Annotated in this window: 15 protein-coding genes; 12 read left to right on the top strand and 3 right to left on the bottom strand. The window is 44.7% G+C overall.

Features of this window, described 5'->3' with window-relative positions:
• Positions 1-18 precede the first annotated feature (18 nt).
• The 7 genes from OCV50_RS15055 (at position 19) to phnE (OCV50_RS15025) (ending at position 8636) form a co-directional block, all read left to right on the top strand.
• Positions 19-1983: a sensor histidine kinase gene (locus OCV50_RS15055; RefSeq protein ID WP_261904743.1), complete on the top strand. Its 1965-nt coding sequence runs from the start codon at positions 19-21 to the stop codon at positions 1981-1983.
• Positions 1980-3332, top strand: a complete 1353-nt coding sequence (locus OCV50_RS15050) for a sigma-54-dependent transcriptional regulator (RefSeq protein ID WP_261904742.1) — start codon at positions 1980-1982, stop codon at positions 3330-3332. The genes OCV50_RS15055 and OCV50_RS15050 overlap by 4 nt, the downstream gene beginning before the upstream one ends.
• A 293-nt stretch (positions 3333-3625) precedes the next feature.
• Positions 3626-4846, top strand: coding sequence for a glycerophosphodiester phosphodiesterase family protein (locus OCV50_RS15045; protein WP_261904741.1), 1221 nt, complete (start codon positions 3626-3628; stop codon positions 4844-4846).
• Between the two features lie 281 nt (positions 4847-5127).
• A complete protein-coding gene (gene phnD / locus OCV50_RS15040; protein ID WP_239839186.1) occupies positions 5128-6168 on the top strand; it encodes a phosphate/phosphite/phosphonate ABC transporter substrate-binding protein in 1041 nt (346 codons plus the stop codon).
• A 106-nt stretch (positions 6169-6274) separates the two neighbouring features.
• Positions 6275-7045: a phosphonate ABC transporter ATP-binding protein gene (phnC, locus tag OCV50_RS15035; protein WP_032553434.1), complete on the top strand. Its 771-nt coding sequence runs from the start codon at positions 6275-6277 to the stop codon at positions 7043-7045.
• On the top strand, positions 7033-7833 hold the full coding sequence (gene phnE, locus OCV50_RS15030) for a phosphonate ABC transporter, permease protein PhnE (RefSeq protein WP_261904740.1): 801 nt from the start codon (positions 7033-7035) through the stop codon (positions 7831-7833). The genes phnC and phnE (OCV50_RS15030) overlap by 13 nt, the downstream gene beginning before the upstream one ends.
• The gene (gene phnE / locus OCV50_RS15025) at positions 7833-8636 is read left to right on the top strand and encodes a phosphonate ABC transporter, permease protein PhnE (protein ID WP_032553432.1); all 804 of its coding nucleotides are present in this window, start codon (positions 7833-7835) and stop codon (positions 8634-8636) included. The genes phnE (OCV50_RS15030) and phnE (OCV50_RS15025) overlap by 1 nt, the downstream gene beginning before the upstream one ends.
• A gap of 138 nt (positions 8637-8774) precedes the next feature.
• Here phnE (OCV50_RS15025) and OCV50_RS15020 read toward each other — a convergent pair whose 3' ends face one another.
• From OCV50_RS15020 to glgC, 3 genes are all read right to left on the bottom strand, one after another.
• Complete coding sequence (locus OCV50_RS15020) at positions 8775-8930, bottom strand: DUF3012 domain-containing protein (RefSeq protein ID WP_150868545.1); 156 nt, start codon at positions 8928-8930, stop codon at positions 8775-8777.
• 199 nt (positions 8931-9129) lie between these two features.
• Positions 9130-9486: a ribosome hibernation-promoting factor, HPF/YfiA family gene (gene hpf, locus OCV50_RS15015; RefSeq protein WP_239839183.1), complete on the bottom strand. Its 357-nt coding sequence runs from the start codon at positions 9484-9486 to the stop codon at positions 9130-9132.
• Between the two features lie 468 nt (positions 9487-9954).
• Positions 9955-11172, bottom strand: a complete 1218-nt coding sequence (gene glgC, locus OCV50_RS15010) for a glucose-1-phosphate adenylyltransferase (protein ID WP_261904739.1) — start codon at positions 11170-11172, stop codon at positions 9955-9957.
• Positions 11173-11570: 398 nt separating this feature from the next.
• Here glgC and ompW point away from each other — a divergent pair, with 398 nt between their 5' ends.
• The 5 genes from ompW to OCV50_RS14985 all read left to right on the top strand — a co-directional run bounded on the left by ompW (position 11571) and on the right by OCV50_RS14985 (position 19517).
• Positions 11571-12212, top strand: coding sequence for an outer membrane protein OmpW (gene ompW / locus OCV50_RS15005; RefSeq protein ID WP_261904738.1), 642 nt, complete (start codon positions 11571-11573; stop codon positions 12210-12212).
• Positions 12213-12499: 287 nt separating this feature from the next.
• On the top strand, positions 12500-14245 hold the full coding sequence (locus tag OCV50_RS15000) for a choice-of-anchor I family protein (RefSeq protein WP_390905168.1): 1746 nt from the start codon (positions 12500-12502) through the stop codon (positions 14243-14245).
• 215 nt (positions 14246-14460) lie between these two features.
• Positions 14461-15393 (top strand): TAXI family TRAP transporter solute-binding subunit, encoded by a 933-nt coding sequence (locus OCV50_RS14995; protein WP_032553426.1) that lies wholly within the window; start codon positions 14461-14463, stop codon positions 15391-15393.
• A gap of 74 nt (positions 15394-15467) precedes the next feature.
• The gene (locus OCV50_RS14990) at positions 15468-17381 is read left to right on the top strand and encodes a TRAP transporter permease (RefSeq protein ID WP_239839180.1); all 1914 of its coding nucleotides are present in this window, start codon (positions 15468-15470) and stop codon (positions 17379-17381) included.
• Between the two features lie 432 nt (positions 17382-17813).
• A complete protein-coding gene (locus OCV50_RS14985; RefSeq protein WP_261904736.1) occupies positions 17814-19517 on the top strand; it encodes an AMP-binding protein in 1704 nt (567 codons plus the stop codon).
• Positions 19518-19685: the final 168 nt, after the last annotated feature.

Below are 19685 nucleotides of genomic sequence, written 5' to 3'. Positions count from 1 at the left end.
ATAAAAAGAGTAGAGAATGTGAGTAGTGATTCTTCCCAGTTTGTAGACGATGAATATCGTTTTGAGCCCACGTTGCGGGCGAAGTTTTCACGTCGAAGGTGGTTCAATTGGAAAGGCATTGAGCTGCGTTTAGTATTAGCGCTTGCGATGTTGTCGATGACGACGATTTTTCTATCTGTCTTTTCGAGTTTCACATTTGATATTCTCAACCAGCGTCTTGTTGAACTCAAAGAGCAAGAGATCCCAGCACTTGATAATGCAGCTCGCCTAAATGACCGAGTGAGGGAGGTGATCACAACCTCGACTCAACTCAGTGGTGCTGAGTCGGATCTTGAACGCAAACAAGCGATGCTAAGAATTGAGCAAGCCATTTCTGAAATGAAGGGCATCATGGTTCAATTCCCTGATTATCACTCCTATTTCAAAGATTTGATTTCACAGGTTCACAACAGTTTAAGTTTGCTCTATCAGAGTGAAGTTGAGTCACAACAACTAAATAAAGACTTACGTAACCTACTGGAAGGCTTTTATCCGCTGCTTCAACAAGCCAGTGACGCGCTTGATCAGCTTCCTCAACAAAGTAAGCAACAGATTGATTTCGCTCAGCTGAAGGCTCTGCTCTACTATCAATTGGGTTTAGTCGAGAAGCTCTACAATGATTCGAGCTTTAATGAGTTAGATTACACCGGATATCGCTTAGAGCAGGTGGGTGAAGAGTGGTGGGCGATCTGGGTGAGTGGCGACTTAAGAACGGAGTTTCCTCAGCTAGACGCTCAATTGATGGTGATCTACAACTTGGCATCTAGCAGTAGTGCTTTGTATGAACTCAAAAACAAGGCTTTGGATCATCGCTACCAAGAGATGTATTTTCTTCAGAATAGCCGGGAACATCTAAACCAGCTTACGGTTCAGATTGAAAGTCATACCAGCAAGGTCAATAGCAATATTGATCAATCCATTCAACAAGCTCAGCAATCTCTGCTTTCGAATCAACGACTGTCTCTGTTTTTGTCTTTGTTTAGCGTGCTAGCGGCTGCAGCAATATCTTGGTTTTATGTACGAAAGAGTATTTTAGAACGCCTACTGCAGCTAAAAGATAACATGTTCGCGATTTCGACGGGGCATTTGGATACTGAGGTTGCGATTCTCGGCCGTGATGAAGTAACTCAAATGGCTAAGTATTTGAGGGTGTTCCAAACCACAGCCAAGGTGGTGAAGCAGACCAACCGCAAACTCGAAGCAGAAGTTATTGAGCGTACGATTGCTGAAGAAAAACTTCGCGTAACTCAAGATGAGTTGATTCAGGCGGGTAAGCTTGCTGCCTTGGGGCAGTTGAGCGTTGGCATTACACATGAAATCAATCAACCGCTGACTGCAGTGAATAGCCATGTTCGCAGTGCGCAGTTGTGGCTTGAGAAAGGGCGTTCAGATAAAGCGGTAAATAATCTACAGAAGATTGAAACACTACTTGAGAAAGTCGCCGCCATTACTCGTCACCTCAAAGCGTTTTCACGCAAAAGTGATGGCAAGCTGACTGGCGTTGTATTGAATGATGTGATTACCGATGCGATTGAGTTATTTGAGACTCGCCAAAGTAGGGTCAACATCGAATATTTTCCGCAGCAGCATCTAATGGTGCGAGCCAATAGCATTCGCTTAGAACAAGTTTTGGTGAATCTCATCAGCAATGCGTTAGACGCAATGGAACATAAAGAACAACCGCACTTGATTATTTCAACAAATGAGCACCCCGAGGCCATCGAAGTATCAGTCAAAGATAACGGGTTAGGTATTCCTCAAGAAGATCTTCCGCACTTGTTTGATCCATTCTATTCACGAAAAAGTTCAGGTAAGGGACTCGGACTTGGCTTGTCCATCGCTTACAACATCATTAAAGACTTTGGTGGCTCGATTCACGTTGAATCTCAACAGCACCAAGGCACGACTTTCATCGTGACTCTACCAAAAGGCACACTCTCATGACCCAAAGCAACCACATTATTTTGATTGATGACGAACTGGACGTTGTCGAGGCGGTGAGTGAAATGCTTGAGCTCGAAGGCTTTGATGTCATGAGTTATACCGACCCTAATTTGGCGCTCAAGTCGTTGAAAGGAAGCAGCCAGTCTGTGGTGTTGAGTGATGTTCGAATGCCGAAAATTGATGGGTTGAGTTTGGTTAGTGCAATTCAACACAGAGCGCCGAATGTGCCTGTGTTATTGATGAGTGGTCACGGTGATATACCGATGGCGATTGAGGCGATGAAGCTTGGTGCATTCGATTTTCTAGAAAAGCCGTTAGATACCACCGAGCTGGTTGATAAGCTCAATTTAGCATTAACACAATGCCAGAGCTACAACCCTCAAACCTTTGGTGAGAGTGAAGAGAGTGATCTGCCCATCGAATCTGTCGTGATTGGTCAATCAAAGGGGATGGAGAGCATTCGTAAGCAGGTTCTTGCTTTGGCTCACACTGGCGTAGATACCATCATTAATGGTGAAACTGGCACGGGTAAAGAGGTGATAGCCAGGGCGCTTCATCAATTTAGTAGACGAAAAGCCAAACCGTTTGTGGCGATTAACTGTGGCGGTATGACAGAGAGCATCATTGAGAGTGAACTGTTCGGACACGAAGCAGGCTCGTTCACCAGTGCCAATAAGAAACGCATTGGCAAAATAGAGCAGGCGAGTGGTGGAACCCTGTTCCTTGATGAAATCGAAAGTATGCCCATTGCGGTGCAAATCAAATTGCTGCGAGTGATTCAGGAGCGAACCATTGAACGTGTTGGCGGCAATGAACTGATCCCTGTTGATATCGTTGTGGTCGCCGCCAGTAAAGCGGATCTCGCTAGCCTGAGTGAGTCGGGTGAGTTTAGAGCAGACCTTTTCTATCGCCTGAATATTGCCAGTCTGAATCTGCCTGCCCTGCGCCACCGAAAAGAGGACATTCAAGTGCTGTTTCGACACTTTGTGGTGCAAGCCAGTCATAAATACAAGACTCGCCCATCGACCATTTATCCTGAACAAATTCAGCAGTTGTGTCGTCATGAGTGGCCGGGCAACGTGCGCGAGCTACGTAATGTCGCAGATCGTTTTGTGTTGGGTATTGTGGGTGATGGCTTTGATCTTCAATCGCCAAGCTGTGAGTCGACCAACGGTGAATTTGCATTTGAAAAGCAGATGGAGCAGTACGAACGCAACGTGTTAACGGAGGCTTTAATTGAGAGCGCTGGTAACATCAATGATGTGTCAAACAAGCTCAACTTACCGCGTAAAACCTTGTATCGAAAAATGAAAAAGCATCAGCTTGATAAAGAGAGCTTCAAGATATAGCTGAGGTGATCTCGAACTGAGTTGAGATGAATAAGACAGTAATGACCCATTTAATTAATCAATAAATTAATATCATCATCAAGTGTTTGTAATATAAGGTTTTTAACATTTGGCACAATGTCTGCAATTACCTAGTGCGGCTTATAACAATCTGGCTTAAAACCGCAGGCAGGTTATCAGTCTCTATACTGCATCCGCACCTTTTATCAATGAGCGGGGCGTTAAAGTTGGAGACTGAATGGCCAAATTAAGGAAAGTAAAAAAATAATTGCTTGTTGCAAGGAGATACAAACATGAAGCAAATTCTGAAAGGTTCGATTGCTTTGATACTCGGCGTAAGTTCGATGACAGCATGGGCAGCACAAGAGTCTGCCAACCTTGGACCTCGTCCCCTCTTTTTAATCAACAATATGGACGAAGGACCGCTGAAAACTAAGCTATTGAGTTGCAGTGAAGGGCCTTTCCAACGCAGTGACTTTTCTATTGGTCACCGTGGCGCACCAATGCAGTTCCCTGAACATACTAAAGAGTCTTATCTCGCTGCGATTCAAATGGGGGCTGGCATCTTGGAATGTGACGTGACCTTCACCAAAGACAAAGAACTTGTCTGTCGCCACTCACAAAACGATTTGCACACCACGACGGACGTGTTGGCTCATCCAGAGCTTGCGAAGAAATGTACGGTTCCATTTAAGCCAGCTAACCCTGCCACGGGTGAAGACGCTCAGGTGGAGTGCCGCACTACGGATTTTACCTTAGCGGAGTTTAAGACCCTTAAAGGGAAAATGGACGGTGCCAACCCGAAAGCGACCACGGTTGAAGAGTACATGAATGGTACGCCTGGTTGGCGAACCGATCTTTACAGTCAAAGTGGTACCTTGATGACTCATGCTGAGAGCGCAGCGCTGTTTAAGCAGCATGGCGTGAAAGTGACACCGGAGCTTAAATCAGCAGTCGTCGAGATGCCATTCAATGGCTTTAGCCAAGAGATGTATGCTCAAAAGCTGGTGGACGAGGTTAAGGCTGCTGGCTTTGATGCGTCTGAAGCTTATCTGCAGTCGTTCAATCTTGATGACGTCAAATACTGGATCAAAGAGAACCCTAAGTTTGGTGAGCAAGCGGTTTATCTAGACGACCGAGTGTATGAACAAGCGGATTTCGTTGCTTCGATTGAAAGCATGAAAGAGCTACAAAAAGCGGGCGTAAACATCATCGCACCGCCGTTGTTTGCTCTGGTTGAGCTGGATAAAGATAACCAAATCGTGGCCTCTGACTACGCTAAGCTGGCGAAGCAAGCCGATCTAGACATTATTGCTTGGACACTTGAGCGCTCTGGCCCACTGGCGCAAGGTGGTGGTTGGTACTACCAAAGCGTAAAACAAGGCATCAACAATGATGGCGATATGATGAAGATGCTAGACGTACTAGCGCAAGACGTTGAGGTGTTGGGTGTATTCAGTGACTGGCCTGCAACGACAACTTATTACGCTAACTGTATGGCACCAAAAGCCTAAGTGAGCCAATGAGATAGGTGGTTTGAAGCGAGCTGCCTGTCTCCATTATTGAATAACATCAATCTGCTTTATTAAGAGCCTTCGGGCTCTTTTTTTGGCTCGATAAGCATGGGACAAAAGTGACCCAAATTCATATTAATTGCTTGGACACAAATGACTCAAATCTATTCGCTCAACATTGGAGTTAATTTAAGTTGTTGAAAATAAACAATATAATAGTTGGCACAAAGGGTGCAATAAGAGGCTCGACCCTCAACAAAAAGTAAAAGTAAGGTTTGAATATGAAAATCAGTGTTAAAGGACTGTTAATCGCTAGCTCCCTACTACTTCCTTCAATGGCTATGGCAAACGACTGCTCTAGCCGTGGTGTGTTAGACGATCGATACTGTGATGAAAACCAAGATTTAGTGGCAGATTCGCCTAAAAATCCAGATGAGTGGAATGACCCGAGTACGCTCGTGTTTACTTACACTCCTGTAGAAGACCCTGCGTTGTATAAAGATGCATTTGCCGATTTCCAAGCGCACCTAAGTAAGATTACAGGCAAGCGCGTCATTTACTACACAGTGCACTCTAACTCTGCACAAGTGGAAGCGATGCGTTCTGGCCGTCTGCACGTTGCGGGTTTCTCAACGGGTCCAACGGGCTACGCAGTTAACCTAGCGGGTTACGTTCCAATCGCAGTGAAAGGTGATGAGTCTGGCTTCCAAGGTTACAACCTAATCACTATCGTGCGTAAAGACAGCGGCATCAAGACGATGGCTGATCTGAAAGGCAAAAAGGTTGCGCATACTTCTGCGTCATCAAACTCTGGCAACCTTGCACCACGTGCACTTTTCCCAGCAAAAGGCTTAGTGCCAGATCAAGACTACAAGGTGCTTTACTCGGGTAAGCATGACCAATCTATTTTGGGTGTATTCAACGGAGACTACGATGCAGCGCCTGTCGCATCGGATGTTTACGACCGCATGGTTGCAGCAGGACGTGTTGACGCGTCAGAGCTTAAAATCATCTACCGCAGCCCACGCTTCCCAACATCAGCATTTGGCTACGCTTACAACTTGAAACCAGAGCTTGTTGACAAGATCAACGAAGCCTTCTTTAGCTACCGCTTTACCCCAGAAATGAGCGCAGCATTCAAAGGCGCTGACCGTTTCTCTCCTATCTCTTACAAAGAAGAGTGGGGTGTGATTCGTGATATTGCCCATGCAACGGGTACTGCTTACACCAAAGCGGGTCTGAAAAAGCTTGCAGAAAAAGATGCGGCGAAACGCGCGAAGAAAAAAGCAGCTGAGCTCGCGAAACAAGCGAACAGTCAGTAACTCCTCTCCAATTACCTTTTCACTTATTCACTGAATAAGTTGTTTTAAGTCGATGCCCTCACGGGTAGGGCATCGCTCATTTTAAATTTGCACAAGGAAACGCAGTATGGCCGTAGCTAGCTATGACGGAATTAAGATTAACGACCTATATCACGAATACGTAGCAGGGAAGCCGATCCTTAAAGGTATTAATATTGATATCGATGAACCTGGGATCATCGCCATTATTGGCCCATCAGGTACGGGTAAAAGTACACTGCTTCGTTGTATCAACCGTCTAAATGATCCAAGTAAGGGTGAGATTATTTTTGATGGCTCTGACCTGACAAAGCTGCAAGGTCAAGCGCTGCGTAAACAGCGTCGTCACATCGGAATGGTTTTTCAAGAGTACAACCTAGTAGAACGATTGACCGTTATTGAGAACGTACTGAGTGGCCGATTAGGTTACATGACGGCTTGGAACGCATGGCGTCGTAACTACTCTTCACAAGACCTTGCAAAAGCGTTTGAACTGCTGGAATTTGTTGGCCTTCAAGATTTCGCCAACCAGCGCGCAGACAGCCTATCTGGTGGTCAAAGACAGCGTGTTGGTATTGCTCGTGCAGTTATGCAAGACCCATACATCTTATTGGCCGATGAGCCTACGTCATCGCTGGATCCTAAAACAGCGGTAGAAATCATGGAATTGATGGAAACCTTCGCCGAGCAGAAGAATATTCCGGTGCTGGTTAATATTCACGATGTGAGTCTGGCGAAGCGCTACGCCAAGCGCATCATCGGTATGTGCAATGGCAAGGTGCATTACGATGGCAGCCCTGAAGGTATCTCAGAAGATGACCTTAAGATCATCTACGGAGGTGAGTCATGGCTGGATTAACCTCAAACTCATCGCAGACTCAATATCAGAACCCATTCAAAGCGTCATGGGCAAACCGTGGGATTGTGGTGGCGATTGTCGCTTACCTCTTTTACAGCTTTTCGACACTGGGTTTAACGCTTGATCGATTGATTATCGGTTTTGGTGAAAGTGAGCGTTTACTTTCGCGTATGTTCCCGCCAGATTTTTCACGCACCAACTTACTGTTGAGTGGATTGGCTGAGAGCTTGCAGATAGCGATCATTTCGAGCTTCTTTGGCATCGTTATCTCTCTTTTCTTGGGTTTGCTAGCCGCTAGAAACATGATGCCATCCATTGTATCGACGCCAATACGAGGCTTTATCGCACTATGCCGCTCTTTCCATCCAGTCATCATTGCGATTCTGTTTGTAAAGGCGGTGGGTTTCGGTGCACTGGCTGGGATCCTGACTCTCGTGTTCGCATCAATTGGCTTCATCGCCAAGTTGTTTGCCGAAGCAATTGAAGAGATCTCTTTTAAACCGGTAGAGGCGATTAAAGCGACAGGAGCAAGCTTTGTGAGTGTGATTCTGTACGCGGTAATGCCACAAGTATTCACTCGCTTTATTGGCTTTGCTAGTTATCAGTTGGACTCAAACTTACGTAACTCGACCATGGTTGGCATCGTTGGTGCGGGTGGTTTGGGTGGCACACTGTTCTCGGCATTCCAGCGCTTCGATTATGATTTTGTCGCGGCTATTTTGATCACCATTATCGCTTTGATTCTTGTAGGTGAATTTCTTTCCAATATCGTTAGGAGAATTTTCTGATGACAACAGCATCTATTGATAGAGAGTGGCAGCGATTTACTCCTAATGAACGCATCGCTCGATTTGCCATTTATCTGAGTTTGGTGAGCGCGATTGTGTGGTCTTGGCAAACTGTCGAAGTGATACCTGAGTTTCTGTATGACGCGCCTGCGCAGTTTGCGGACATGTTTCAACGTATGTTGCCGATGGATTATGGGTTTTATCCAACGACAATTCATGACGCGATGATTGAGACGCTGCACATAGCAACGCTTGGCACGCTGTTTACTCTCATTTTTGCGATACCTCTAGCGCTATTGAATGCGCCAAATATCACGCCAAATAAAAGTTTGAATTGGATTGCTCAGTTCTTCCTAGTGTCTTCACGTTCAGTGAACTCTCTAGTGTGGGCTCTGCTTTTCATCGCCCTGTTTGGCCCCGGTGTTCTTGCAGGCATTATGGCAATTGCCGTCCGCAGTGTAGGCTTTGTAGGGAAGCTGTTAGCGGAAGCCATTGCCGAAGTGAACATGGGGCCAATCGAAGCTTTACGTGCGACTGGCGCATCTTGGATGAGTGTCTTATTGAAAGGCTATTGGCCACAAGTCATGCCAGCGTTCTATTCGATTGTTCTGTTCCGCTGGGACATTAACGTTCGTGAATCTGCAGTACTTGGCTTAGTAGGCGCTGGTGGTATCGGTGTGGTACTGAATGATGCTCAGAACTTGTTTGAGTGGCAGAAGGTATCAATGGTACTGGTGAGTATTTTTGCGGTCGTGATTATCGCGGAAGCAGTCGTGATTCATATTCGTAACAAACTGATCTGATGAGGTATTCCCTAACGTAAAACTGTGTGATTGAGAGCTTTTGTCTAGCCTTATTAAGCTCAAACGACCCTAGGAGTCTCGGTCTTTCTAGGGTCGTTTTTTTAGGCTTACTGCAGCGGATTACTCAGCTGCATAGTGTTAAAATACGCAGTGTTTAGCAAAGTCGCCGGCTTCGTTTGCGGTCCAATCGCCTTTTGGTTTCTCTTTCATATCTGTACACCAAGCTTCACTGCCTACCTCAGTACAGGCCATCAATTGGCTTGCTAAGAAAAGTACAAGTGCGATCTTTTTCATAATAAACATCCTTTTATTGCATTGTTCCATAACGATAATGGACTCCATACTACTCGCTATTGGTGACATCGCCAATACTTTGTATGGTTTAGGCCCTTAAGGCAATTTCGTTTGTCGATCAAAAAAGCCAGCGCGTAGGCTGGCTCTTAATATTCTATTTTCCTTATCAATTCACCTTATAAGGTGAAAGAGTGCCGAGTTAAACTAGCTTCATTTCTTGAATGATGTCAGACGCAATTTCTGGCTTAGTGCTAGTCGGTTTTGCGTGAAGATCGGCTTTAAGTTGTCCTTTTCTGTTGCTTAGACCCGTTTCGAGTTTCTTGATTGCTGCGGCAACGGCAGGGTACATAATATCGTCTGTCGCTTTGGCTGTTACACGCACACCTTCGTAATTTGTGAATACCTCAACTTGATGTTGGTTGTGCTCTTTTGTGATGATGATGTCGCAGCTGATCAGTGATGGAAAGTGGTTAGCAATCTTATCGAACTTGCCTTCGATGTCTTTGCGTGAGTCGTCGTTAATTGATACGTGATGTGTTTGAACGTTTACTTTCATAAATCATACCTTTCCAATGACTGTGTCATTTAAACGTAGCAAACATCCGTTAGATTAACCAACAGCAGAAATACACATGTGTGATTGAGTTCAGTGTTATCAAATAATCTGTAGTTTGGCTCTTGAAAGTCACCAAAACAGTGCGCATATTATGTCTCGTGATTTTGATACATGTTTACTTTCGCACCATACCAGACGAACTTCTCTAGTTTGTCTCTCCCCGGTAGTAATTTATCCCTTCAAGCCAATCAGTCTCAATATTAGTCACTTTTTATACAACTGCTTACTTTGCGCTTATATCGAGTCCGAAAACCGTCAGTCGACATCACAGCGTTTAATATTCCCCTTCATGGTTTTTGGTGTTTTATGCGGCTTATCATGGATGGGGGCGAGAACGTTAAGCAGATATGATTCAATAAAAAAGGCAGCGTAATGACTGCCTCAATATTATCCGTGGGAAATGTCTCATCAATCGAATTGGTAAGATGAAGGCACCACGATGACCCCTTCTTTGGAAATATGAAATCGCTCGGCATCGGCTTTGCTATCGACACCAATCACTGTTCCCGCAGGCACCTTCACATGCTTGTCGATGATGCAGTTTTGAATATGACAGTTTTTGCCAATCTCAACATTCTCAAACAGAATGCTATCGATAACAATTGCAGCGTTCTCAACCTTCACCTTGGGAAAGAAAATCGAGTTCTGCGCTGAGCCGCCCTCAATCACTACACCATTGGCGATCATTGAGTTGATAAATATACCTTGATTACCCTCAACAGAGGCAATGGTACGAGCTGGGGGCAGCTGTTGATCGTAGGTACGAATTGCCCAATCCGGTTGATAAAGGTCGATAGGGGATACTGGCTTAAGTAGATCCATATTGGATTGGTAGTAGGAGTCAATCGTGCCTACGTCTCTCCAATAAGCATCTTGTGTAACTCGACCCTCTTCACTACCAAATTTATAGGCATAAACACTCTGGTTGTTCACCAGTTTCGGGATAACATCTTTACCAAAATCATGGCTAGAGTTTGGATCTTCAGCATCATCCAATAGGGCACGGGTCAGTACCTCTTTATCAAAGATATAGATTCCCATTGATGCCATGCTGCGAGTCGGTCTGCCAGGTACACACGCTGGGTATCGCGGCTTCTCAGTAAAGTTTTGGATTTGGTGGGATTCGTCGATTTCCATAACCCCAAACTCTTTCGCTTCATCAATCGACACTTCCATACACGCTACCGTTAAGTCCGCTTCGGTCTGTTTGTGCTGTTTTAGCATCGGCGCGTAGTCCATTCGATAGATATGATCCCCAGAAAGCACCACGACATGTTTCGCATCACTGCGAGAGAGTAAGTATAAGTTCTGATAGATGGCATCAGCTGTACCACTGTACCAACTGTCTCCAGTACGCATTTGTGGAGGGACATTGGTGATGAACTCGCCAAGCTCAGGGTTGAGTACCGACCAACCATCACGTAAGTGTTTTTGTAAGGAGTGCGACTTGTATTGGGTGAGTACAAGAATCTGTCGCAGCCCTGAATGTAAACAGTTTGCTAACGTGAAGTCGATGATTCGATATTTGCCTCCAAATGGAACAGCGGGCTTTGCACGGTTGTCTGTTAATGGGGAAAGCCGAGAACCTACGCCGCCTGCGAGGACGATAGTTAGAGTGTCTTGCATGTCAGAACCTCAATGTATTTATGATTATGCCAAGATCATTGCAAGCATTGAGCCATATGTAAGTTATTGAATTATAGTAATGAATGTGAGTTTTGAAGCGTAAGTGCACCAGCACGGAACAACGAGTGGGGGTAAGGGGGTGTTTTGCACAGCTTTGGTGCAAGGAGACTGTTAGTGCTCTTCATTAACAAAATGATGCACGGAAAAGTTGCATTACAAAAGTGTCAATAAATTGGGTGTATAGAGTGATCGAGGTTAAATAAATTTATATAAATACTCATAACTTTTCACAAATTGATTTCCATCAATAATGTAGGGTTATTGTGTGCTACCTTGCACGCAAAATAAGAAATGATTACTGACTCATCAATAAGTAAGCCCTACAAAAGGAAATAATAATGAAAAAAACAGTATGTGGTATCGCGGTTCTTTCAGCCCTTATGTCTGCTAACGTTCTTGCTCACAGCGAAGGCGACTTCATCGTTCGTGCAGGTGCAGCTATCGTGTCTCCAAACGACAGCAGCGGTGACGTTCTAGACAACCCTGCTCTAGAGTTCTCTGTAGATTCAAATACGCAACTTGGACTAACGCTTGGTTACATGTTTACTGACAACATCAGCTTCGAAGTGCTTGCAGCGACTCCATTTTCTCACGGTATCTCTGTAAACGGTGTTGGTGAAGTAGCTGAAACTAAGCACCTTCCACCAACGTTCATGGTTCAATACTACTTCGGTGACTCTGAGAGTGACTTCCGCCCATACGTGGGTGCAGGCATTAACTACACGGTATTCTTTGATGAGTCTTTAACTGGGACAGGTAAAAATGCAGGCCTGACAGACGTATCTCTAGACGACTCATGGGGTCTAGCAGCAAACGTTGGTATGGATTACATGATCAATGATGACTGGTTCCTAAACGCTTCAATTTGGTATGCAGACATCGGTACCACAGCAACATACAAAACAGCAGCTAAAACATATAAGACAGACGTTGATATCGACCCATGGGTATTCATGATCGGTGGCGGTTACAACTTCTAATTTGACGCACTTTTAAGTCGTTCTAATTAGTCCATCGCTTTAACTTTAAGCGCTCAAGCACCAGCCAGCTTGGGCGTTTTTTTGTTTGGCCGATAATGAATAAATATATAACTGATCTATCAATGTAACTTTTTAGTAACCTCGTTGTCTGCGTTCTGTCATATAAGCCCTCTAGGATTGCGGTTCTCGCTCATGGAGGATTTATGAAAAAGCACGTGTCAAAACTCACTGGATTTAATTTCAACACCACTCAACTCGTTACTTCCGTCTCTGTCTCGCTTGCGCTGATGGGGTGTTCACAGTCAACATCAACCGAAGATGCAGCATTTTCTGCGCCTGCTGCGTTTGGTTATCAATGTCAGACTCAGACAGCGCCAGCTTCGTCTTCGGCTGAAGTGACTGGGCTTCGTCTCATTGGGACGTCAGTAGCAAATGCCCCTTTTGACACGTCTGCGGCTGAGATCGTGAGTTACGATGCGTGTACCGATAAATTGTACGTTGTGAATGCACAAGCGAAGAAGGTCGATGTACTTGCTTTGGATGAAAGTGGTAAACCGACCAGCGAAGGCTCGATTGATCTTCAATTAGCCGCGCAGGCTGCGGGGATCGATATTGGTGCCGCGAACAGTGTCTCTACTCATAATGGCTTGGTGGCGGTTGCCATTGAAAACGCAGACAAGCAAGCGAACGGCTTAGTTGCACTCTATCGCTCGGATACACTGGAACTTATTACCACATATGGCGCAGGCGCTCTGCCGGATATGGTGAGCTTTTCAAAAGATGGCCGCTATTTAGCAACAGCTAACGAAGGCGAGCCGAATGCTGATTACACCATTGATCCTGAAGGAAGCGTTACGCTCATCGATTTGATCAATGGTCCACAAGATGCGGTGATTACGCAGATTGATTTCAAAGACTTCAATCAAGGGCAAACGCGTCATAATGAATTGACCGACAAGGTTCGTATCTCTGCGCCAAACGCAACAGTAGCCCAAGACCTTGAACCCGAATACCTGACTTTTTCTGACAACGGCAAGCTCTATGTCGCGCTGCAAGAGAACAACGCGTTAGCCGCAATTGATGTTGAATCTGCAAGCGTTGATGCCATCTTCGGGTTGGGCGGTAAATCTTGGGCCGAGTTTGAACTTGATGCATCCAACAAAGACAAAAAACTAGGCAATTTCCAAAGCTACGAGATGCTTGAAGGCTTGTACATGCCTGACAGCATTGCGAGTTACAGCGTCAAAGGTGAAACTTTTATTCTGACAGCTAATGAAGGGGATGGCCGAGAGTACGGTATCGATACCACTCAAAAAGTGTGTGACGAGTTAGGCTACAAGTGGGACGGTGATGATTACCAAGGTACCGCTGACTATGCGACAGAAGAGGACTTCTGTATCGCTTACGTTGATGAAGTTCGAGGTAAAAAGTTGGATGTCGTTGATGATCACCCATTAGCTGATGCACTTAAAGACAACAAGAAATTGGCTCGTCTAAAAGTGATTAAACCTCAACAAACGCTGCAAGCTGACCAAAAAGTTCAAGCGTTCGGCTCGCGTTCATTCTCTATCTGGAATGAATCGGGTGAGTTGGTATTTGATAGTGGTGACGACTTTGCGAAAATCGTTTACCAGCAACAACCAGAGCACTTCAACAGCACCAATGACAATAACATGAGTGTTGATGATCGCAGTGATGACAAAGGTGTGGAGCCTGAAGCGATTGAGGTTGCGAACATCAATGGTAAACATTACGCCTTTATTGGCCTAGAGCGCCATGGTGGCATTATGGTTTACGACGTTACCGATCCTAAAGAGAGTCGCTTCATTAGCTACCTCAATAATCGAGACTTCTCTCAACCGGTGTGCACTCAGGTTGATGAAGATGGGGATTGTGACAACGATACCTATAATCCGAAAGCGGGAGATTTAGGGCCTGAATCTATCAAGTATTTTAGTCGTTCAGGCCAACATTTTATCGCGGTTGGTAACGAAGTAAGTGGTACTACATCGGTGTTTCAAATTGAGTTTTAATCTCAACTTATAATATTTGTTGAAAATGGAAGGGTGAGCTTAGGCTTGCCCTTTTTTATTGATAAGTGATCAATTTAACACTTGCTTCACATTTGCACTGTAATTTATTGCACAATATTCGGTCGCAGAGTAATGTTTTAAACGGTTCAAAAAACGATCAGTTAATAAAACCTGTAGCTAGGTTTAGATCTAATTACGGTTTAATAATCAAGGAGATGATTGTGCTTAAACGTAATTTATTAGTGGCTTTATTCGCGATTTTACCTGCAATGGCAAGTGCTGAAAACTACTCAATCGGTACTGGTGGTCAAAGTGGTATCTACTATCCATTTGGTGGTGCTCTGGCTAAGGTTTGGTCTGAAAACGTGCCTGATGTGAATGCAAAGGCGGAAGTGACAGCGGCTTCGGTAGAGAACACGATTAAGGTGGTACGTGGCGATATGATCGCAGGTATCGCTATGGGTAACGTTGTTCTGGATGCGTACAACGGTGAGGGTAAATTCCCGAAAAAAATGCCTGTGAAAACCCTGTTTGCTTTGTATCCAAACCTAGTTCATACCATCACGCTTAAAGATTCTGGTATTGACTCTCTATCACAGCTAAAAGGTAAGCGCGTTTCTCTTGGTGCACCAGCAAGCGGTACGGCGGTAACATCGGCGGCACTACTAGAGTCTATGGGCATTGATGTTAAAAAAGATATTGATGCGGTTTACCTAAACTACTCAGAAACGACCAACGCATTAGCAAATGGTCAAATTGACGTTGGTTTTATCGTTGGCGGTCAAGGCGTAGGCGCAGTGACTCAGATTGCGCTAACTCATGATATTAAAGTGCTTTCTATCTCTGACGAAGAGAGCGCAAATTTCATGAAGCAGTACCCAGCTTACAGCGCTTATGACATCCCAGCGGGTGTTTACAATAAGGTTGATCCTGTATCAACGTTGAGCGTTTGGAACGTGTTGGTGGTTAACGCGAATATGAGTGATGACATGGCCTACAACCTAACGAAAGCGGCCTTTGAAAACATTGGTGACATTCGTAAAGTGGTGAAAATGGCAGAAATGACAACACCAGAAAACGCGTCTCGACTACAAGGTGTACCACTACACGCTGGTGCTCAAAAGTACCTAGATTCAGTCAGCAAGTAATACATCTACTTCAGGGTAAGTGATCTCTCACTTACCCTTTTTTATCAATTCGTTCTTATCCAGCAGGCATTAATATGGATATTACTCCTGATAATCAACACCCTTCTTCACACACGCTTCCGTACGAAAAACTGGTCAATGTTATGGGCTACCTAACACTGGTTGTTGCGGTGGCATTGTCGGTTTTTCAAATTTGGCAGGGTGTTAGTTCAACCATTTCCGCGACCTATTTCAGACCTATTCATTTGTGTTGGGTGCTGGTATTGATCTTTCTTCACTATCCGTTGATTACCAACCGTGAGAACAAGTTTTTTGTGGTCGGTAAGCTTATCGATGTGATCTTGTGTGGCGTGGTGGTATTTGCAGGATACCGTTTGTGGATCTTCGACTACAACGATATCAACCATCTATTCTATGGTCTTCAGTTTGCCGATATGTTCGCTGGTTGTACTTTATTGGCACTGCTACTAGAAGGCTGTAGACGAACGGTAGGGTGGGTGATGGTGTTCATTGCAGCTCTATTTCTTGCATACAGTGCATTGGGCGACATGCTACCAAGTGGCTTTGCAATTAAGGCATACAGTTTACAAGAGCTGATCCAGTTCCAGATCTATTCTGCAAATGGCGTATTTGGGTCAGCACTCGGCATTGCTGCGACAACGGTATTCATCTTCGTGTTGTTTGGCGCATTTCTTGAGGTCACGGGCGCAGGTAAGTTCTTTATCGATCTCGCATTCTCGATTGCGGGTAAATATCGTGGCGGTCCAGCTAAAGCGGCTGTATTGGCTTCCGCAGGCTTAGGTTCGATATCCGGTTCTGCAATTGCAAATACGGTGACAACTGGCTCTATCACCATTCCGATGATGAAGAAGCTTGGCTATAAACCAGAACAAGCTGCGGGTATCGAAGCGGCTGCCTCAACGGGTGGGCAGATCATGCCTCCTATCATGGGGGCGGGTGCGTTCGTCATGGCGCAGTTTACCGGTGTGCCTTATAGCGAAATCATGATTGCTTCAATTGCACCTGCGATACTCTACTTCTTCTGTACTCTGCTCTACGTTCACCTGATGGCGTGCAAATTGAATCTGCAAGCTGTAAGCAAAACTGAAGCGGTGATTGCCGTGATGAAAGACGGTGCGCATCACCTTATTCCGTTGATTCTCATTACTGTGTTGTTGATGATGGCTTACTCGCCACTGCTGGTGGGTGTAGCGGGCTGTACCGCGATTCTAATGACAGCGGCACTTCGCAAACATAGCCGTATTGGTCTGAAGAAGTTCATCGAAGGCATGAAGAATGGTGCGTTAATGGCGTTACCAATTTCTGCTGCTTGTGGTGCTGCTGGCATTATTGTTGGTGTAGTAGGGCAGACAGGTATCGGCCTTCAGTTCACCCAGTTTGTGATGGACTTTTCTGGCGGCTACATGCTCATCGCACTGGGCTTAATCAGCTTGGTAGCCTTGGTTCTTGGAATGGGTCTACCAGTAACCGCGGCATATATCGTACTCGCGGTGATGGCAGTGCCAATGCTGACAGACTTTGGCTTACCTCTGTTAACGGCTCACCTTATCGTATTCTGGTTGTCGCAGACTTCTAACGTAACGCCACCAATTGCGCTTGCAGCCTTTGCTGGTGCAGGTGTTGCTAATGCGAATCCAATGAAGTCATCGGTAGAGGCATTCAAGCTAGCGGGCGGTCTGTTTATCATCCCAATCATGATGGCCTACACTAGCATCGTGAATCCGAACGATGGTATGCCAGCGCTGCTATTCTCTATCGTTCAAACTTTGACCATCATTGTCGCTATCGCCATTGCGATTGAGGGTTATCTGATTCGTTCACTGAATATGGTTGAGCGTTTGGTGGCATTGCTCGCCATCCCACTGTTACTCCTCAACCCGTTCGGCTTAGGTCCTCTGGGTATCGCGATTATTATTGGCCTAATAGTCATCCAGTGGCGAAGTCGTGAGGTGGCTCAACAAGCGTAACCTGATTTGAAGTTATATAAATACGAGAAAGGGATCTGAATGTTCAGATCCCTTTTTGTTTTCTACGAAATCGCGTAAAACCATTGCCTTGTTTTAACCTAGTTAACTTTTAGATTTAGAGAAAACTGCTTCTCTATTAAACGTGACTATTTTCAGGCAACAAATGTACCCCGAGTTTTCCCATTAGTTTTATAGGTAAGCCAAGTAATTTATAAAACTGTCATTTCTTTAGCGGAATGTTGCTGTTGCATATCTCAGATTGATTGTTGAATGTTAAATATTTGTTGATCAAATGTTGTTCAAAATTAATGTGGTCAGACCAAGTGGTGGTTAAATATCCATCTGATTTTGGAGAGCTTAAATTTATCGCAGTGCTGCGTTCTTGTTGAATTTAAGATCAGACACCTTTTAATAACTAAGGAAAGTTTAATTATGACAACTTATCGTACGCCGTTAGATCAGTTGAAAATTAATGTTAAAAAGCACCCCGACAAAGTGTGGCTGCACCAACCTGTTGAACGAGAGTGGCATACCTATACGTGGCTTGAGGCAGATATTACAGCTCGGAAAGTCGCAAAAGGTTTGCTCGATTGTGGGCTCATCGAAGGGGACAAAGTCTCGATCATCGCTAAAAATTCGGCAGAGTGGTACATATGTGACTTAGCGATAATGATGGCTGGCTTAGTTAGTGTCCCGATTTACCCTACAGCAAGTTCAGACAACATAAAGTACGTATTGGAACATAGTGGCGCTAAAGCGATGTTTATTGGCAAGCTTGATGATTCCATAGAGCTTAGTAAAGCTATACCTGAATCGTTAGTTACCATAGCAATGCCTAGCGCTAAAGTCGACTGTAAGCTTGATTGGCATGCTTGGTTGTCGATGTTAACGCCACTTGAAAATATTAATTCCCCTAGCCTTAACGATACTTTTTCGATCATCTACACCTCTGGAAGCACTGGTTTGGCAAAGGGAGTTGAACTTAGCTATTTAAACGTTGCATCGTCAGCAACATCTGGCAGTGAGATATTTTTTCAACCAGGGGAAACTCGCGTTATGTCTTACCTGCCATTAGCTCATATCACTGAGCGTTGTGTGGTAGAGCTTCCATCGATTTATAATCCCGCTGAAGTATTCTTTACTGAATCAATTGATACCTTCATTGAAGATGTTAAATATGCTCGTCCAACGGCTTTCCTTTCCGTACCAAGACTATGGACCAAGTTCCAGTCAAAGATCTTGGCAAAGATGCCTAATAACCGTTTACAGCTGCTACTAAAAATCCCGTTTATTGGCCAAATTGTCGCGCGTAAAATACGTGAAAACCTAGGACTTCAAGACACGGTTTTATTTGGGTCTGGTAGTGCACCTATTTCCCCAGAAGTGCTCCTGTGGTTCCACAAGATCGGTATTAGTATCGGCGAAGGTTGGGGGATGACAGAAACGTCAGGCCTTTCATGCAGCAATGTGCCTTTTGATTTTGACCACCTCGGGACAATTGGAACGCCTCAACCGTGTGTAGAAATGAAATTGTCTGAAGAAGGTGAAGTTCTGATCAAAGGGGATGCTGTCTTTTCGGGATATTACGCAAATGATGAAGCCACCAAAGCTGCTTTTGAAGAGGGTTGGTTTAAGACGGGTGATAAAGCTGAGCTTAATGCTGATGGCTCATGGCGAATTATTGGACGAGTAAAAGAACAGTTTAAGACGAGTAAAGGAAAGTACGTTTCACCTGTTCCCATTGAAAGCAGCTTAGGTAGGAATCCAGATATTGAGCAAGTATGCGTCATGGGGATTGGTCGAAAACAGCCGATTGCATTAGTTGTTTTAGGTGAAGGCACACCTAGTACCGCAGCCCATGTTCGAAAAGAACTGAAAGCTACCTTAAAGAAAGTAAACAGAGAATTAGAAGCCCATGAAAGACTCGATCACCTGATTGTTGTGGAACAGCCATGGAGTATTGAGAATGGCTTGCTAACACCTACGTTGAAGCTTAAAAGGGACCAAATTGAACAACGTTATGAACACTTACTTAACTTGAACTTGCCTTATGAGGTGATTTTAGAAAGTAAACTTTCAAAGGGTGATGAATATTCAAACGCATCATATGCTAAGAATGTTACAGCAAAAGCATAGACAGATTGCGATACAGCTCGTTTGGTCAAATGTTGGAATCTGATCAAACGCCATTCAGTGTAACTTTACAGATAGCAATTATAGTCAGACGTAAAAAAGGACCTGCAATCTATTTCTAGTTACAGATCCTTTTTCTATCCGTCATCGATTACGACGGTATGTGCATTA

This window comes from Vibrio fortis (genome assembly GCF_024347475.1).
In the GTDB taxonomy this organism is placed as follows: Bacteria; Pseudomonadota; Gammaproteobacteria; order Enterobacterales; family Vibrionaceae; genus Vibrio; species Vibrio fortis.
The sequence above is the reverse complement of the archived record's forward strand: the minus strand, read 5'-3'. Positions and strand labels throughout refer to the sequence as shown.

What these genes read in the sequence shown, in the direction of transcription:
- OCV50_RS15050 (WP_261904742.1), top strand. Translation starts at nt 1,980, where the DNA reads ATGACCCAAAGCAACCACATTATTTTGATTGATGACGAACTGGACGTT.
- OCV50_RS15045 (WP_261904741.1), top strand. Translation starts at nt 3,626, where the DNA reads ATGAAGCAAATTCTGAAAGGTTCGATTGCTTTGATACTCGGCGTAAGT.
- phnD (WP_239839186.1), top strand. Translation starts at nt 5,128, where the DNA reads ATGAAAATCAGTGTTAAAGGACTGTTAATCGCTAGCTCCCTACTACTT.
- phnC (WP_032553434.1), top strand. Translation starts at nt 6,275, where the DNA reads ATGGCCGTAGCTAGCTATGACGGAATTAAGATTAACGACCTATATCAC.
- phnE (WP_261904740.1), top strand. Translation starts at nt 7,033, where the DNA reads ATGGCTGGATTAACCTCAAACTCATCGCAGACTCAATATCAGAACCCA.
- phnE (WP_032553432.1), top strand. Translation starts at nt 7,833, where the DNA reads ATGACAACAGCATCTATTGATAGAGAGTGGCAGCGATTTACTCCTAAT.
- OCV50_RS15020 (WP_150868545.1), bottom strand. Translation starts at nt 8,930, where the DNA reads ATGAAAAAGATCGCACTTGTACTTTTCTTAGCAAGCCAATTGATGGCC.
- hpf (WP_239839183.1), bottom strand. Translation starts at nt 9,486, where the DNA reads ATGAAAGTAAACGTTCAAACACATCACGTATCAATTAACGACGACTCA.
- glgC (WP_261904739.1), bottom strand. Translation starts at nt 11,172, where the DNA reads ATGCAAGACACTCTAACTATCGTCCTCGCAGGCGGCGTAGGTTCTCGG.
- ompW (WP_261904738.1), top strand. Translation starts at nt 11,571, where the DNA reads ATGAAAAAAACAGTATGTGGTATCGCGGTTCTTTCAGCCCTTATGTCT.
- OCV50_RS15000 (WP_390905168.1), top strand. Translation starts at nt 12,500, where the DNA reads ATGGGGTGTTCACAGTCAACATCAACCGAAGATGCAGCATTTTCTGCG.
- OCV50_RS14995 (WP_032553426.1), top strand. Translation starts at nt 14,461, where the DNA reads ATGATTGTGCTTAAACGTAATTTATTAGTGGCTTTATTCGCGATTTTA.
- OCV50_RS14990 (WP_239839180.1), top strand. Translation starts at nt 15,468, where the DNA reads ATGGATATTACTCCTGATAATCAACACCCTTCTTCACACACGCTTCCG.
- OCV50_RS14985 (WP_261904736.1), top strand. Translation starts at nt 17,814, where the DNA reads ATGACAACTTATCGTACGCCGTTAGATCAGTTGAAAATTAATGTTAAA.